This is a genomic window from Acinetobacter sp. UC24323 (assembly GCF_024151445.1).
Taxonomy (GTDB): domain Bacteria; phylum Pseudomonadota; class Gammaproteobacteria; order Pseudomonadales; family Moraxellaceae; genus Acinetobacter; species Acinetobacter baumannii.
In genome coordinates, this window is the sequence record NZ_JAHIBY010000023.1 from 1 (window position 1) to 15,550 (window position 15,550).

12 protein-coding genes are annotated in these 15,550 nt (G+C 37.5%); 3 read left to right on the plus strand and 9 right to left on the minus strand.

Features of this window, described 5'->3' with window-relative positions; all coding sequences use genetic code 11:
- The first annotated feature begins 510 nt into the window (after positions 1 to 510).
- From KNQ97_RS18865 to KNQ97_RS18875, 3 genes are all read left to right on the plus strand, one after another.
- Positions 511 to 780 (plus strand): hypothetical protein, encoded by a 270-nt coding sequence (locus KNQ97_RS18865; protein WP_253612610.1) that lies wholly within the window; start codon positions 511 to 513, stop codon positions 778 to 780.
- Between the two features lie 271 nt (positions 781 to 1,051).
- The gene (locus KNQ97_RS18870; protein ID WP_253612611.1) at positions 1,052 to 2,182 is read left to right on the plus strand and encodes a hypothetical protein; all 1,131 of its coding nucleotides are present in this window, start codon (positions 1,052 to 1,054) and stop codon (positions 2,180 to 2,182) included.
- Between the two features lie 200 nt (positions 2,183 to 2,382).
- The gene (locus KNQ97_RS18875; RefSeq protein ID WP_005265045.1) at positions 2,383 to 3,903 is read left to right on the plus strand and encodes a catalase; all 1,521 of its coding nucleotides are present in this window, start codon (positions 2,383 to 2,385) and stop codon (positions 3,901 to 3,903) included.
- Positions 3,904 to 3,988: 85 nt separating this feature from the next.
- Here KNQ97_RS18875 and KNQ97_RS18880 read toward each other — a convergent pair whose 3' ends face one another.
- The 9 genes from KNQ97_RS18880 to repM all read right to left on the minus strand — a co-directional run bounded on the left by KNQ97_RS18880 (position 3,989) and on the right by repM (position 13,336).
- Positions 3,989 to 4,477 carry an ankyrin repeat domain-containing protein gene (locus KNQ97_RS18880; RefSeq protein ID WP_151207127.1) on the minus strand — a complete coding sequence of 163 codons (489 nt, stop codon included), beginning with the start codon at positions 4,475 to 4,477 and terminating at the stop codon, positions 3,989 to 3,991.
- A gap of 177 nt (positions 4,478 to 4,654) precedes the next feature.
- Complete coding sequence (locus KNQ97_RS18885) at positions 4,655 to 6,169, minus strand: catalase (RefSeq protein ID WP_253612612.1); 1,515 nt, start codon at positions 6,167 to 6,169, stop codon at positions 4,655 to 4,657.
- A gap of 332 nt (positions 6,170 to 6,501) precedes the next feature.
- Complete coding sequence (locus tag KNQ97_RS18890) at positions 6,502 to 6,813, minus strand: BrnA antitoxin family protein (RefSeq protein ID WP_253612613.1); 312 nt, start codon at positions 6,811 to 6,813, stop codon at positions 6,502 to 6,504.
- Complete coding sequence (locus KNQ97_RS18895; RefSeq protein ID WP_023271598.1) at positions 6,800 to 7,087, minus strand: BrnT family toxin; 288 nt, start codon at positions 7,085 to 7,087, stop codon at positions 6,800 to 6,802. The genes KNQ97_RS18890 and KNQ97_RS18895 overlap by 14 nt, the downstream gene beginning before the upstream one ends.
- A 315-nt stretch (positions 7,088 to 7,402) precedes the next feature.
- A complete protein-coding gene (locus KNQ97_RS18900) occupies positions 7,403 to 8,794 on the minus strand; it encodes a GntP family permease (RefSeq protein ID WP_178896385.1) in 1,392 nt (463 codons plus the stop codon).
- A 124-nt stretch (positions 8,795 to 8,918) separates the two neighbouring features.
- Positions 8,919 to 10,226, minus strand: a complete 1,308-nt coding sequence (gene hisD / locus KNQ97_RS18905; protein WP_140975750.1) for a histidinol dehydrogenase — start codon at positions 10,224 to 10,226, stop codon at positions 8,919 to 8,921.
- Between the two features lie 141 nt (positions 10,227 to 10,367).
- Entirely contained in the window at positions 10,368 to 11,420 is a 1,053-nt protein-coding gene (locus KNQ97_RS18910) for a LacI family DNA-binding transcriptional regulator (protein WP_140975749.1), read from the minus strand.
- Between the two features lie 322 nt (positions 11,421 to 11,742).
- On the minus strand, positions 11,743 to 12,360 hold the full coding sequence (locus KNQ97_RS18915) for a plasmid replication DNA-binding protein (protein WP_026040226.1): 618 nt from the start codon (positions 12,358 to 12,360) through the stop codon (positions 11,743 to 11,745).
- Between the two features lie 76 nt (positions 12,361 to 12,436).
- Positions 12,437 to 13,336, minus strand: a complete 900-nt coding sequence (gene repM / locus KNQ97_RS18920; protein ID WP_004763517.1) for a replication initiation protein RepM — start codon at positions 13,334 to 13,336, stop codon at positions 12,437 to 12,439.
- Positions 13,337 to 15,550: the final 2,214 nt, after the last annotated feature.

Genomic DNA, 15,550 nt, shown 5'->3' on the forward strand with positions numbered 1-15,550 from the left:
GAAAAAAACAAAGCTTAGAAAGTTTTGCTCGTTGCACGATTAACACAACAAAGCTCATTTCATATTTTGGCAATGCCATCGTCTCAAGCTTTTTTCGAGCTGGCAAATTTTCAGATGTTTACGCGCCCACTGATTTCGGGAACTCTTATTTATATTTCTGCCATTAAACAGCTAGTTAGAATGAAATTTACTCAAAAATAGTCAATAAAAAATATATGTTTCAAAGGGGTACTTTTATAGTTATGGCAAAGATTTTTTTAATGTATAAAAAACAACAAGTTAAAAATTGAAATTGTATGAAAAATAAACATTATTTTTTATTTCTTTATTTTCAAATATATAAAGAGCATGAATCATTTTCTTAATGATTCAATATCTAAAAATAAAAGTCTTTTCTTAACGTTTTATCATGTTAAAACTCAATAGTTTATTTAACATTAAATTGTTTATAATCAACAGTTTACATTGATTTTTTAAGCTGATAGATTGTCGTTTTTTGGGAGATAAACGATGCACGAATTTACAGATGAAGAATTGGAACTAAATGACATAGCTGAACTAGAGGAATATGAAGAGTCAACGGAATGCGAAAGAAGCTATGAAAATGATTTATTACTGTTAGCAGATCGACTAACAATGCAATTTTTTAAAGAAAATAATCTCACACGAGATGAACAAATCACATTTTTAAAAAATCAGCATGAAGAAATCAAATTAGATAGAAAGAGAATAAGTGACGAATTTGAAGAAAAATTCGGGGTTCGCCTGGGAAGATGGTAATAAAATAAGACATGTTCAGAGATTAGATATCTAGTCTCTGTTCAATTTCGTATAAGAAATTTTATGTTAAAGAAGAGTCAAAGATACCTAGAAAATTAAAGTCATAATTATTTTGCCAAATACAAATAAGTTATAGATTGTGAATACTAATATTCTTCTTGTTCTGGAAAAATGTTGCGTCAGTATGCTTAAAGACTTGATAATTCATCAACTTGATATCTACATCATCTAGATATGTATTATCATTCCTTAGAGTCCTTTAGGAATCAAAATGTTAGAGCCAAAATTTAAATTAATACCTCTTACCAATTATCGCCATCCTTATCAAGTTGAAAAAGTCTCTTACATGGAAACGGGTGATTCAAAATTTACTTATGCTGTGATTAGCCTAATACCCACAAATAAGAATATTAAAAATACAAAATACTTTATCCGTGTCCTTATGATGAAGGAGCTGCTTAAAGCTGATGTTGAATTTAATATTGCATCCGGCTTATTCACCAGTTTCATACATCCTGATGTTTCTGTTGCAACTAAAGGCAAATTGATTCCAGTCCAAGATTCACAGTTATATGAAGCATTGGCTCAAACAACTATGGATACTTTTGCTCAAGAATATAGCTATGAATCCATTATTGAAAACCAGGATATGGCTCGTCTGTTCGGATTTTTAATATCTTCAATGATAGGAATTGAGTTCAATCCTAATCCTGTTAATTCTGAGGTGGCGGTTGCTTCGGAACTTTTAAAAAATCTTGATGATGTTGTCTATATTTATAAAAACTACTCAGCTCTCAATCTTAGTACTGAGCTTAGAGCTGAAATAAATTATCAATTTTGGTCAGCCATTACGATGATGACCCGTAGTAATGCCTTGGTATATGCAGATGGTTCGAAAGGCAATGATTTTTCAAGCTTGGCAGATAAGAAGGCTGATCTAACTGCTAAAAATCTTAAAAGAGCAATTGAGACCAGCCTCCCTTACTTTAATAAAGCACATATTCAACGTGAAATTCGGGATTTAGTTGCACATACGGATTTTGACTTATCTAACCAAAAGATCACATGCAGAGACATGATTAAGCCTTCACACCAACATAGTAAAGTGAATATGCATGGATTAATGAAATATAAAAATACAATAGCAATTCTTTACCGTGCCTATCTTACTTTTATAGAGATAAAGACCAATGAACTTGAGATTAAAAAGCTAAATACTGTTTTAGATGAATCCATTTTTCGTCTTTCAACCACCCCTCAAAATACTCTTACGATTAAAATACTTAAAGATCTGTTTACTGTAGTGAAAAGACCTTTAAATGCTTATGGAAGTCATGATGTTGAGGTTATTTTTAGTGAAGAAATTTTTAATTTAATTAAGAGTCAAGCACTTGTATCTTGATCAACATAAAATCTTTTTGAAGGATATCAAACGTATGATATTCCTACGCTTTTTTAATTCCTATAAGAGATTTTATGTTAAATCAGTTGGCTATAAATTTTCAAAAATATCCTTAGTTTAATATTTTAATAAGCAAGTAAAGGGTATGATAGGATTGAAAATCTTAAATTTCTGCATTAAAAGAAACGGGAGTTAATAGTATGAGTCAAGACCCTAAAAAATGTCCTGTTACCCACCTGACTACTGAAGCTGGTGCCCCTGTGGTGGATAATCAGAACAGTATGACGGCAGGTGCGCGTGGACCTTTACTTGCCCAAGATTTATGGTTGAATGAAAAATTAGCAAACTTCGTCCGCGAAGTGATTCCAGAGCGTCGTATGCACGCTAAAGGTTCAGGTGCTTTTGGTACCTTTACCGTGACCAATGATATTACCCAATATACTCGCGCTAAAATTTTCTCTGAAGTCGGCAAAAAAACCGAAATGTTTGCGCGTTTCTCAACGGTGGCGGGTGAACGTGGCGCGGCCGATGCAGAACGTGATATTCGAGGTTTTGCCCTGAAATTCTATACTGAAGAAGGCAACTGGGATCTGGTCGGCAATAATACCCCGGTGTTTTTCCTGCGGGATGCCCGTAAGTTCCCTGACCTGAATAAAGCAGTCAAACGTGACCCGAAAACCAACAAGCGCAGTGCCACCAATAACTGGGATTTCTGGACATTATTGCCTGAAGCCTTGCATCAGGTGACCATTGTCATGTCAGATCGCGGTATTCCTGCTGGCTACCGTCATATGCATGGTTTTGGCAGCCATACCTTCAGTTTTATCAATGCCCAAAATGAACGCTTCTGGGTGAAATTCCATATGCGTACCCAGCAAGGCATCCAGAACCTGACCGATGCTGAAGCAGCAGACTTGATTGCCAAAGACCGTGAAAGCAGCCAGACCGACCTGTTTGATGCCATCGAACGTGGCGACTATCCAAAATGGAAAATGTACGTTCAAGTCATGCCAGAACTGGAAGCCGAAACAGTGCCTTATCATCCATTTGACCTGACCAAAGTCTGGCCGAAGGGCGATTATCCACTGATTGAAGTCGGTGAATTTGAGCTGAACCGCAATCCGGAAAACTATTTCCAGGATGTAGAACAGGCAGCCTTTGCACCTAGTAATCTTGTACCGGGCATCAGCTACTCACCGGACCGTATGTTACAGGCACGTTTAGTGAACTATGCCGACGCAGCGCGTTACCGTGTTGGTGTAAATCATTCACAGGTTCCGGTCAATGCTGCACGCTGCCCTGTAAACTCTAATCGTCGTGATGGTCAGGGCCGCATGGATGGCAACTATGGTTCATTGCCACATTATGAACCGAACAGTTTTAACCAGTGGCAGGAACAACCTCAGTTTAAAGAACCAGCATTAAAGATTACCGGTGATGCTGATTTCTGGGACTTCCGTGAAGATGACAATGATTACTTCAGCCAGCCACGTGCCCTGTTCAATTTGATGAATGATGAGCAGAAACAGGCCCTGTTTAATAACACGGCCGCAGCGATGGGTGATGCGCTAGATTTCATCAAATACCGTCATATCCGCAACTGTTATGCTTGCGATCCAGCTTATGGGCAAGGCGTTGCTAAGGCCTTAGGTATGACTGTAACAGATGCTCAAGCGGCACGTGAAACAGATCCTGCTAAAGGTTTGCCAAGTTTTCTTTAATTTAAATAATTAATACCCCCGGCATCCTTGGACTGCTCTCAGTATCTTAGACATGAGGATGCCACTCAAAAACCGGTCAGTGAAGTTATTTAACATGAAATAAGCTTTTAAATTTCTCTTCCTGACCAATTACTTTGGCAAATTCAGCTGCAGTTTTTTGTCCAGTTTGATTGGCATTGCTATCACAATCGACTTGGCGTAACTGTTTTACAATGGCCCATTCAAGCTTAAACATCGCACCCATTAAGGCAGTATTGCCCTTGTTGTCACGTGCGCAGCGATTGGCACCATATTTTAGTAATATAGTGACTGCATCTTGATGACCATAATAAGCTGCCATGATTAAGGGCGTATAACCTGCACTATTACGGACATTCACTGGAAATCCGTATTTTAAAAATTCATTAATAACTTCTTGATTACCAGTTTTTGCTGCGGCAAAAAAGATATCGATTAATTCCTGTTGGGAGTTTACCGTTTGTTGCTGAGCCACTTGAACTGTTTCTTGGGCATGAAGTTTAGTTATTCCTAGCGTAAGCAGAGTCACTAATAGAATGCTAGAAATAGACATCATCACGCTATTCAAGATTGCTTTCATTTCAATTGGCCTCAAGTTTGCTTATGACAAAATATTGGAAATCTAAAATTCCTGTAAAACTCCCCTAGGGTTGCAGGAAAGGATTTGAGTTTTACAGGACTTTTCGGTGGTGACTCTTAATCGCTAGTCACCGATTTGATCAACCAACCAGAATTAGTCTTTTAATTTTGCAGCTTTGGCTTTAACCGTCGCCAGGTTACCGTTGACTGCTTTGGTCATACGGGTACCGTAGTCTGCATCTGCTTTATAGAAATAAGACAACATGATGTGCTTGGTTTCTGAATCTTTGACATTGCCCAGGTCAGCAGCAAGGTTCATGATCAGGTCATCTTTCTCTTTAGCTGTATATGAACGGTAAAGTTCACCAGCCTGCTTGAAGTTCTGCTCTTTCACGCCAATTTGCTGTACATGACCAGATAATGGTGTTTGTACCGCACGTGCTTTTTCAGTTGCAGCTTTTGGCTCTTTACGGCTTGGCTCATAGTTCACATCTGAGTCACGCTCAGATACATTCATATAGCCATCCTGGTTATTGTTGTTCACATTCACCACGGGACGGTTGACTGGAATTTGCTGGTGGTTGGCGCCTAAACGGTACATTTGGGTATCTGAGTAAGAGAAGATACGGCCTTGCAGCAGACGGTCTTCTGATGGCTCGATCCCTGGTACCAGGTTACCTGGCGCAAATGCCGACTGTTCAGTCTCGTTGAAGAAGTTCTTCGGCATACGGTTCAGGGTCAAAGTACCGACTTTGGTTTCTGGAACCAGCTCAGTTGGCCAGATTTTAGTTGGATCTAGCGGATCGAAATCAAACTTGCCCAGATCTTTAGGATCAAGCACCTGAATATACAGATCCCATTTCGGGAAGTTACCTGCATAGATGTTGTTATAAAGATCATTGGTCAAATGGTTGAAATCTTTACCTTGCTGCTCAGCCGCTTCTTTCACGTTCAAACCCTTCACGCCTTGTTTAGAACGGAAGTTGAATTTCACGTACTTGTATTCGCCTTTGTCGTTATACAGTTTGTAAGCGTGCACACCAAAACCGTCCTGTTCGCGGTAGCTGGTTGGAACACCTTGCTTGCCGTATACATAGGTCAGCATGTTGGTTGCCCATGGCTGGCTCGACAAGAAATCAAACACACGGTTGGCATCTTGTACGTTAGTCACCGGGCTTGGCTTCATGGCGTGAATGAAGTCCGGGAACTTGATCGCATCACGGATAAAGAAAACTGGTGTCTGGTTACCGACCAAGTCCCAGTTACCTTCTTGTGTGTAGAACTTCACTGCGAAACCGTGCGGGTCACGCAAAGTCTCTGGTGAACCTTTACCATGAATTACGGTAGAGAAGCGTAAGAAAACTGGAGTTTTAGTACCGGCTTTGAACAATGAAGCAAGGGTCAGATCAGATAGGTCTTTGGTTGCAACGAATTCACCATAGGCACCCGTACCACGCGCATGTACCACACGCTCAGGAATACGCTCACGACCAAAACGTTGTAATTTTTGAACTAATTGTACATCTTGAAGTAAAACGGAACCATTTGGACCAGCAGTGATCGAGTTCTGGTTATCCCCCACTGGCGCGCCGTTATCTTTAGTTAATGGGGCAGCTTGTGCGGCTGTGACAGTTGCAAGCATTGCAATAAGTAACGAATGTTTCAACATAATCTGTCTCTTAAAATAGTACCTTTCCTGCGAGGATTAAGGTACTAAATATTAAGTGATCTATAAAACCGTTTATTTTTATAGTGTTAATCGTAAAAATGGATTATTATTGTGTTTTTCAGTGTTTTCCATATTAAATAATCACAGGAATATTTTCTTAATAATATTAATGAATTTTTGATTAGCCACTACACAGTAGTTTAATTAGGATTTTTATGGAGAAAAAATTATTAATTCAAATGAATTCGACTTAGTAGTTATTTAATTCTTCTAAAATTAGCATAATACACGTTATACTAAATTAAAAATGGGAGCCTAAGCTCCCATTTTTATTAATGATTTTTTAAATCTTTTAGCATTGCTTCACGCAGAATTTTATTCATACGTGTTTGATAACCTTTTCCTTGTGCTTTTAACCATGCTAATACATCCGCATCAAGACGAACTGACGTTTGTTGCTTCACTGGACGAAAAAATTGCCCATGACGAATAGCATTACTCCAGTCGGTAATTTCAGGCATATCTGAGAGATCTAGCTGATCGTCAGGAACCGTTCCCTTAGCAAGCAAGCGTTGAATTTCAGTATCTTGCTTGTCGCTGAATTTTTCATTCAGTTCTTTGCGTGAGTATCTAACCATGCTCATATCTATCTCGCTCCGCCTTAGTTACTTGTCTTGCACTAATGATTCGTATGATTTCACAGTCATCTTCATCAAAGATGGTGTGAGCTACTAAGAGCATTAGTACGCCTTTTACTTTTCCAATGGTCTGCCAACGTTCTTCACCATCGGTATGTCTATCTTGGATTGAGATCCTCAACGGATCTTCAAAAACAAGGCTTGCTGTTTCGAAAGAGACATCGTGTTTTTTCTGATTCTTTCGATTCTTTGCCTCATCCCATTCGAAATACTGTTCCATAAAAAACATTCAAATTTGTATATACAATAATGTATCACAAAATTGTATCACTTAAGCTGAAAAGCGTAATTTTTAGTCAGATTTATTGGCAAGAACTATCAAAACAGTTCATAAAAAAGCCGACTTGTTTCCAAGTCGGCTTTTCGGGTTTGCGTCCCCGATTTTTTATAACATAACTTTTTGAAATATAAAACTATTTTTATATGCGTTTCGTATAACGCCCATTATGTTAAATAGATAGTCTTAATCTATCAAATTTTCACAATGTATTTACCATTAATATAATTACCAAGTTTATTTCTCACAGCTTTTTTACTAAACCCAGCCAGTCATATAGAAAACACCAATAATTAAGAATGATGCTGCAATTTTAATGATTGTAATACTGAAAATATCTTTATAGGCTTCACGGTGTGTTAAACCCGTGACGGTTAGTAATGTAATAATAGCGCCATTATGTGGAAGAGTATCCATACCACCAGCAGCCATAGAGGCGACACGGTGTAAAACTTCTAAAGGTATACCAGCAGAATTTGCTGCAGCTACAAATTGGTCAGCCATTGCACCTAGCGCAATACTCATCCCACCTGATGAAGATCCTGTTATACCGGCTAAAATGTTAATTGTAATTGCTTCATTTAATAAAGGATTACTAATCCCTTGCAAAGAACCTGCAACTATCACGAAACCTGGTAAAGCTGCAATAATTGCACCAAAACCATATTCAGAACCAGTATTCATTGCAGCAAGTATAGCTCCACTGATTGCACTTTTCGTTCCGTCAGCAAATTCAATAAAGATGGTTTTGAAACTAAAAATTAAGATACACAAAATACCGCTACATAAAGCACCTAATACGGCCCAAATGGCGGTAATTTTCTTAATTTCTACGGGAACAACGTCTTTCATTCCAGCAAGTTGCAGTTCAAATAAAGATGGATACCAATGAGGTATATAATGCGTTAATAATAAATTTACAAGTCCTACTAATAGCAAAGGTGACAGTGCAATTAGTGGGTGAACTAACTTAATATCTGCTGGCGTTTGTGGTTCATTACGTGGATTATCTCCATAACCTTCACCAGCTAGTTGTGCTTTTTTTCTTCGGCTTTCTAAATAGATAATGCCAGTAATAACAATAAAAAGTGAGCCAATGATCCCTAGAGTGGGTGCTGCCCAACTCGTTGTATTAAAAAATGTGGTTGGAATAATATTTTGAATTTGTGGCGATCCAGGCATCGCATCCATAGTAAACGTAAATGCTCCTAATGCTATTGTTGCAGGCATTAAACGTTTAGGAATATTACTCTGTCTAAACATTTCAGCAGCAAAAGGATAAACTGCAAAAACGACAACAAAGAGTGATACTCCACCATATGTTAATAAACCACAAATTGTAATAATGATGGGAATAGCACGCTTTTCACCCAAAATTTTGATAATAGCGCCAACTATTGAACGCGAATAACCAGATAGTTCAATAAGCTTACCGAAAATTGCACCTAATAAGAAAACTGGGAAATACAATTTTATGAATCCAACCATTTTATCCATAAAGAGGTTGGTAAACGCGGGAGCAACTGCGCTAGGATCAGTCAGTAAAACAGCGCCTAATGCAGCTAAAGGGGCGACTAGAATTACACTATAGCCCCGATATGCAGCAATCATTAAAACGAATAATGCAGCTAATGCAATAAAAACGCTCATGAGAATCCTCTCATTAGAGCAGGGAACTTTCAACCATCCATGTTTAAGATTTGGCGTTTCCCTGCCTTTTGTTTATTAAAGTTATGTGATTTTTTATACTCATTATTGAGCAATCTTTAAGTCATTATTCAGCAACACCTGCATAAGGAACATCTTTATGACCATATCGACGTACACGGATATTGGCTTGTTCACCATGACCGGAAAATCCTTCTAGGTCACATAAACGTGAACAGTATTCACCAATGAGAGAAGATGCCTCATCTGTAAGTACTTTCTGGTAAGTACAGGTTTTAATAAATTTACCTACCCATAGACCACCCGTATAACGAGCCGCTTTTTTAGTCGGTAAAGTATGATTAGTACCAATAACTTTATCACCGTAGGCAACATTGGTACGAGGGCCGATAAATAGTGCGCCAAAATTTTGTAAATTATTCAAGAAATAATCTGGATTATGCGTCATCACCTGTACATGCTCAAAAGCAAGTTTATCGGCAATCTCAAGCATTTCTTCATCTGAATCAGCAACAATAACTTCACCAAATTTCTCCCAAGCCTGACGAGCAATTGCAGCAGTGGGTAAAATATTAAGTAAGCGTTCTACTTCTTGCATTGTTTCTTTTGCAAGAGCCATTGATGTCGTGAGTAAAATTGCAGGAGAGTCTGGTCCATGCTCTGCTTGGCCTAATAAATCAGTCGCACATAATTCACCATCTACAGTTTCATCAGCAATAACTAATGTTTCTGTCGGCCCAGCAAATAGATCAATACCTACACGACCAAATAGTTGACGTTTAGCCTCTGCAACAAATGCATTTCCTGGCCCAACTAAAATATCAACTGGTGCGATGCTCTCAGTACCAATAGCCATGGCTCCAATCGCTTGTACACCACCTAAACAATAAATTTCATTAGCGCCTGCTAAATGTTGTGCCGCAACAATAGCGGGAGCTGGTTTACCATGGAAAGGTGGTGCACATGTGATAATCCGAGGAACACCAGCAACACGAGCTGTAATTACTGACATATGTGCTGATGCTAAAAGAGGATATTTTCCACCTGGCACATAACAACCCGCAGCACTTACTGGAATATTTTTATGACCAAGAATGACACCTGGCAGAGTTTCAACTTCGATATCTTTAATGCTATTACGTTGATGACGTGCAAAATTTTCAACTTGCGTTTGTGCAAAACGAATATCTGTTAAATTACGTTTAGTCAACTGAGATAAACATGCTTCAATTTCTTGTTCACTCAATCTAAAGTTATCACGTTCTACTTTATCAAATTTGAATGACAATTCTCTGATCGCTGCATCACCACGTGCTTCAATATCAGAAAGAATATTTTCAACTGTTTCACGAACCTGAATTTGAGCATTTTTTACAACTTCAGGTGCTGCTCCTTGTTTTAACCAAACTGCCATGTCGGATTCTCTCTTAAAAAATAAAAATTTAACTTAGATTTAAAATAATACTTTTTGCATACGTATGCAATAATTATTTAAAAAATATTTTTAACAAAAAAGAAAGAATTAAAAAATAATAAGTAATTGTATTTTATGTTTTTATTTATAATCAAATACTACTTTAGGAAGTTTTGAAGATTGACGAACAATTAATTCTCCTTCAACAACAATATGTTTAGGAAGTGAATTTTCATTTTCAATTTGTTCTAATAATATTTGAATGGCTTGGTCAACCATTTGTTTTGAGGGTTGCGAAAATGTGGTTAATTGAAATGAATCCCAACCTGCAAGGTAATTATCATCGAAACCAATGATTGAAATATCTTTGCCAGGTTGTAATGAAAATTCATTACGTGCTACTTCAATAGCACATAAAGCCATGTGGTCATTTGCACAAAAAATAGCATCTGGTTGTTTGGTTAAATTCAGAAGTTCACGTGTTGCTTGTCGTGCATTTTCATACGTATAGTTCCCTATAGCTTTTTGAACATCATATATACCGTGGTGGGCTAAGTATGAAAAATAAGTATTTTCACGATCTCGATTCGTTGATGAATTATTTTCTCCTGCGATATAAGCAAAATTTTGATGTTTACCAGCCAGCAAAAAATCAACAATTTTCTGCACACCCAAAATATTATTTCCCGTTACACTCGAAATTTCTTTAGATTCTGTTTTTCTCGTCATCATTACAACTGGCAGATGGTTTTGCTTACATTCATCTGCGATATGAGATGATAAATTGACGGCAATAAGAATAAGCCCAGCTAATGGATAATGTAATATTTCTTCCATTAAAAGGTCAGAATTTTGGCCTGTTTCATTAGTAAAAAGTAAAATACGATAGCCATTGCTTGAGAGTTCCTGTGACAGCTCTTCTAATATAGATTGATAATAAGGATTTGTATTGAGAGGAAGTACTATTCCTATAAGAGTTGATTTTTTTGTTATCAGTGAGCGAGCTATCAAGTTTGGTCGATAGCCTAATTGTTCAGCTGCTTCAATAATCTTTTTACGTGTTTTTTCAGAAATACTTGCACCCGGTGTAAAGTGACGAGATACAGCCGATTGTGAAACGCCTGCAACTTTTGCTACATCATGTGCTGTTACTGAACGTTTTAATGAACGAGTTATTTCATTATCATTCGGCATTTAATCATGTTCCTACAAAACTTTATAAAATATTTTAACCTGAATAAGGGATAAGGAATATATTTGATAAATTATCCTTAAAAGCAAGATTTTAAATGATTTAAAGTAATCTCAAATTATATTCAAAAATTTAGAATTTCTAAAATTAACATAATACACCTTATACGAAATGCTTTCTTTATTCCTTTAAAAATCAATTTCTTATATACTACTGAAAAGCCCATTTACCCTCAAATGGGCTTTTTTGTTGATTATTCATGTTCCACGACTATTCTTTGATCAATGTTTCACGACTTTATTCATATTAGTTAAACAATCGTGGTTAATCATAGGGTCTAAAAAAACGGCTCCAAAAGCCCCTTTTCTCCGGTTCCTGGTCAATGTGCTCCGGTACTGGAATCCGCTTATTTTCCACCTGCTCCGGAGTAGTCAATCCGTCATCTTTCGGCTGAGTTTGGATCTCTACTTCTACAGGAGTTTCTCTTGGTTGAGTAGTCAATACATCATAGTTCGACTCACTTTTTGACCTAGTATCTGTTGCTATATCTAATTTTGGGTCGATAGAACTAGTTGTATAAGCTTTTGGAGCTTCTAGTAGGCGTTGTATTGCTTCAATTTGCTCATCTTTAACGTGTAACTGATCATTCTTAGCTTTTAGTTCCTCACGTTGGAACTGCTCACGCTCATGAGCCTGTTCAAGCTGTTTTTGAAGCATGTAAACTTGCTGTTCTAATAGGTGAACTTCTGACAACTTTCGTGTTTCGGTTGTCTGTGAACTGTTTACATTTCTAGAAGGTTCACCAAAGACCCGAATAGCTTCGGAAAGATCAATTTTACCGTCACTATTTTTACTTAAATTACCTTTATTAACTTGCTTATAAATGGCTTGACGAGTTATTCCATAGAGGTTTGAAAGCTCAATAACAGATAATGATTTCATCTTGTAATTTTGGTTGTCCATTATGTGAACTAAAATACATTAACAAACAGTCAACTGCTACATACACAATCGACCTTTATGCCTTAAAGCCTAAATTTTTAAGATGAGGAATAAGTTGTTTTTGTTTTATTGGATCTCGCAGCATATCTTTAATTTTAATAGCTAAGTCGTCATAACTTTCACCTTGTTGTGCTAGGTGAGATACTTCATGTAAGCGTGAAAGCTGATTACCGAACATATTAATTTGTGAATCTGTCAATTTATAAAAATTATTCTGTTCGGATTTATGCTCAATACTTTTTGATTTTTCTTTAAACGTGAAGTGAATGTGTGTGACTTTTCGACCTGTCTTTATTTGCTCGTAAGATACATTTAAAGGGCTATGTTCATTGATTTGAACTACAGCAGTATCAATAACCCATCTCTTTAAATCAGCAGACAATGGATATCTTTTCCCTAACTCCAACATACTTCTTAAAGATTCGATGGAAATCTCTCGTTTTCCTATGGAACGATATTGGCTTAGTAGCTCATAAATACGAATAGCATATGCGCTACTCATACCAGCAATGTCAGATAGCGAATACTTAGTGAATTCACGGCTTAGATTAGAAATGAACGGCAAAATTTCTTTAGAAAACCGAATTCCTACAACGCTTTTACTTTCTAAAAAGCGTATGGATTGAATCCATCTCATTTTGATTGACTCATCATCAATAGCTAAATTAATTGATCTGTCATATAAGCGGTTTACACCATCTTTTAGATCTCTATAAGCTGTTTTTTCATGAACCCCAAGTTTTTTTAAATCATCAATAGTTACGCGATAAATTTCATCATCTGTAATATCTTCAGCCCGACTAATCTTACTAATAGCTGCTAAGACAATCCGTTGTTCTGTTGAGCTGAGTTGATATGAAGCCTCAATTACTTGATTTGATTTAACTACTAATTCTTTTTTAGATGTACTCATCATTTTTAATTCGATAAACTAACTATGAGTAATATAATTCTCTCATAGTTGGTAGTCAATCCCTCATAGTTAAGTAGTCAATCCCTCATAGTTAGTAGTCAATCCCTCATAGTTAGTAGTCAATCCCTCATAGTTAGGAGCTGAAAGCCTTTCTATTAAAGCCTTTCAGATAGCCTAAAAGATTTAAAAGATTTAAAATATATTAAAAAGGATAAGAATGAAAAATTGCCCTTGGTTTTCGCTGCACTCAAACTCTATTGAATCTCGCTTTCGCTCGATTCGAGGGGCAATTTTTTGCCTAATCTGGTTGTGACTTTAATAAAAAACAAAAGCAACAATGAATTCGCTTCGCTCATAAGTTTTTTTACTCGCTTCGCTCGGTCTAGAAATCACTTTTCTATAAGTGATTTCCTGTTTTTGAGATTTTGATACTAAAAAATTGTTTTTCAGAGAGTCTAGGCGCGATTTTTCGATGTTCGCTCGTAGACACTCGCTCTGATATAGCGATTTAACGCAAAAATATAGGGGGTATGCGCGATTTTTTCACTGATTACTATGAATCCTATGTCGATGAGGAAAACGTGCTTAAAACGCAAATGATGAGCTTTCAGGAAAAGGTAAGGCGGCCTCCTAAGGAGACCGCCTTGTTTTTTTGATTTTCCGTGTTCAAATTCACGAAACTAACGCGCTTAACGCTAATCATTTATTGAGTTCGCGACTAGAACGAACTCGCAGTTATCAACTTACGACATTTTCACTGTTTCCAGTGGAAGCGACTCTCATGGATCCTCCATCAAGACTAAGCTGGTCCTGACTTCTACACATCACAAAGTACACACTTCAAATTGTGTTTTAGTTCCACAATCACGATTTTATATAACATCATCCCACTAGAGCCTTGCGGCCCATCATCGCAAAAATCAGTCAGCAGCAGATCCGTCTCCGGAACAACTGGGTTATTTCAAAGCGCAAACTTCAACGTAACCAGCGCACTTTTTCTTAATGATTACTTATGAAATATTATTCATCCGACCGCTACATCAGGATGTTTAACGTTTATTCACTTTCTTCCGCGCCAAAGAGGCTTGCCGCATTTCATAGCGGCCGAGGTTGCCACACCTCTCACCTATAAACTTTATTTTCTCAGTTCGCTTATGCACCGTATTGCCTTTCGTTCAGTTACACCGCTTACGTTTTTATTCGCTCGAAGTGACCTAATTAAATCAGAATAAATCCTAACTTAAACCTACTCAGCAATTCTCCCTCTCTCATTAATCAGTTCTTATAGCACCCTCTAGGAGTGTTTTCGATCTGAAAAGCCTATATTACGGAGCCACCGTATATAATCATCGACTTGAGAGATTCCCACTTTAGCATTAACAGTCTTTGTCAAAATAAATAATCATAAACAGCGATTAATTAAAATGACGGACAGTACGCTTATCCGTTCCACCTGATATCAGCTATTCCTTTTTTTTGAGGTAAGAGTTCCAAAAACCCTCATTAGTAACCGATATTAAATTTCATTACGGGTAAAGCACTTATCCTACACAAAGCAACATGCTTAATAATATGAAGTACAACATTTACTAATCATGAATAATTACATAATTAATAACACAACATATTATCTCCTTAGTGCCACCTTTACTGGCTTGAGCTATCCATAGATCACAGCAGCCAACCGAATATGTCGTCACGACAAGTCAATTCGGCCAACCCCTGTGTACCAAGCGTTCCAGATTTCTCCTCACGCCCCTAGTACCTCGCGATACTCTCATAAGCCCACCAATGTGCAACGCATTTAGCCCTATTAAGGAATTGAAGCTAAAAACGTGTGTTCCTAACGCATCTATCATTCCTTGAAGATACTCACACTCTCTGTTAAGCAGGGTTTGCCCTTGTCACCAAGGATCCCGTTTCAGTGTCGCCCAACTATTTGACCGGCTCACAGCGATTTCATACGCCGAAGCCAATTTAGAGTGATTGGGTCAAAGAACAGAATCTCACTGTCCAGTGCCCTTCGCAGCCGCACCAACTACCTTTCGGACGTATGCAGCTACACGGTCTTTAGCATGAAATGGCTGTTTCATGCACACGGACCGAGAAAAAAACAAAGCTTAGAAAGTTTTGCTCGTTGCACGATTAACACAACAAAGCTCATTTCATATTTTGGCAATGCCATCGTCTCAAGCTTTTTTCGAGCTGGCAAATTTT

What these genes read in the sequence shown, in the direction of transcription:
- KNQ97_RS18865 (WP_253612610.1), top strand. Translation starts at nt 511, where the DNA reads ATGCACGAATTTACAGATGAAGAATTGGAACTAAATGACATAGCTGAA.
- KNQ97_RS18870 (WP_253612611.1), top strand. Translation starts at nt 1,052, where the DNA reads ATGTTAGAGCCAAAATTTAAATTAATACCTCTTACCAATTATCGCCAT.
- KNQ97_RS18875 (WP_005265045.1), top strand. Translation starts at nt 2,383, where the DNA reads ATGAGTCAAGACCCTAAAAAATGTCCTGTTACCCACCTGACTACTGAA.
- KNQ97_RS18880 (WP_151207127.1), bottom strand. Translation starts at nt 4,477, where the DNA reads ATGATGTCTATTTCTAGCATTCTATTAGTGACTCTGCTTACGCTAGGA.
- KNQ97_RS18885 (WP_253612612.1), bottom strand. Translation starts at nt 6,169, where the DNA reads ATGTTGAAACATTCGTTACTTATTGCAATGCTTGCAACTGTCACAGCC.
- KNQ97_RS18890 (WP_253612613.1), bottom strand. Translation starts at nt 6,813, where the DNA reads ATGAGCATGGTTAGATACTCACGCAAAGAACTGAATGAAAAATTCAGC.
- KNQ97_RS18895 (WP_023271598.1), bottom strand. Translation starts at nt 7,087, where the DNA reads ATGGAACAGTATTTCGAATGGGATGAGGCAAAGAATCGAAAGAATCAG.
- KNQ97_RS18900 (WP_178896385.1), bottom strand. Translation starts at nt 8,794, where the DNA reads ATGAGCGTTTTTATTGCATTAGCTGCATTATTCGTTTTAATGATTGCT.
- hisD (WP_140975750.1), bottom strand. Translation starts at nt 10,226, where the DNA reads ATGGCAGTTTGGTTAAAACAAGGAGCAGCACCTGAAGTTGTAAAAAAT.
- KNQ97_RS18910 (WP_140975749.1), bottom strand. Translation starts at nt 11,420, where the DNA reads ATGCCGAATGATAATGAAATAACTCGTTCATTAAAACGTTCAGTAACA.
- KNQ97_RS18915 (WP_026040226.1), bottom strand. Translation starts at nt 12,360, where the DNA reads ATGAAATCATTATCTGTTATTGAGCTTTCAAACCTCTATGGAATAACT.
- repM (WP_004763517.1), bottom strand. Translation starts at nt 13,336, where the DNA reads ATGATGAGTACATCTAAAAAAGAATTAGTAGTTAAATCAAATCAAGTA.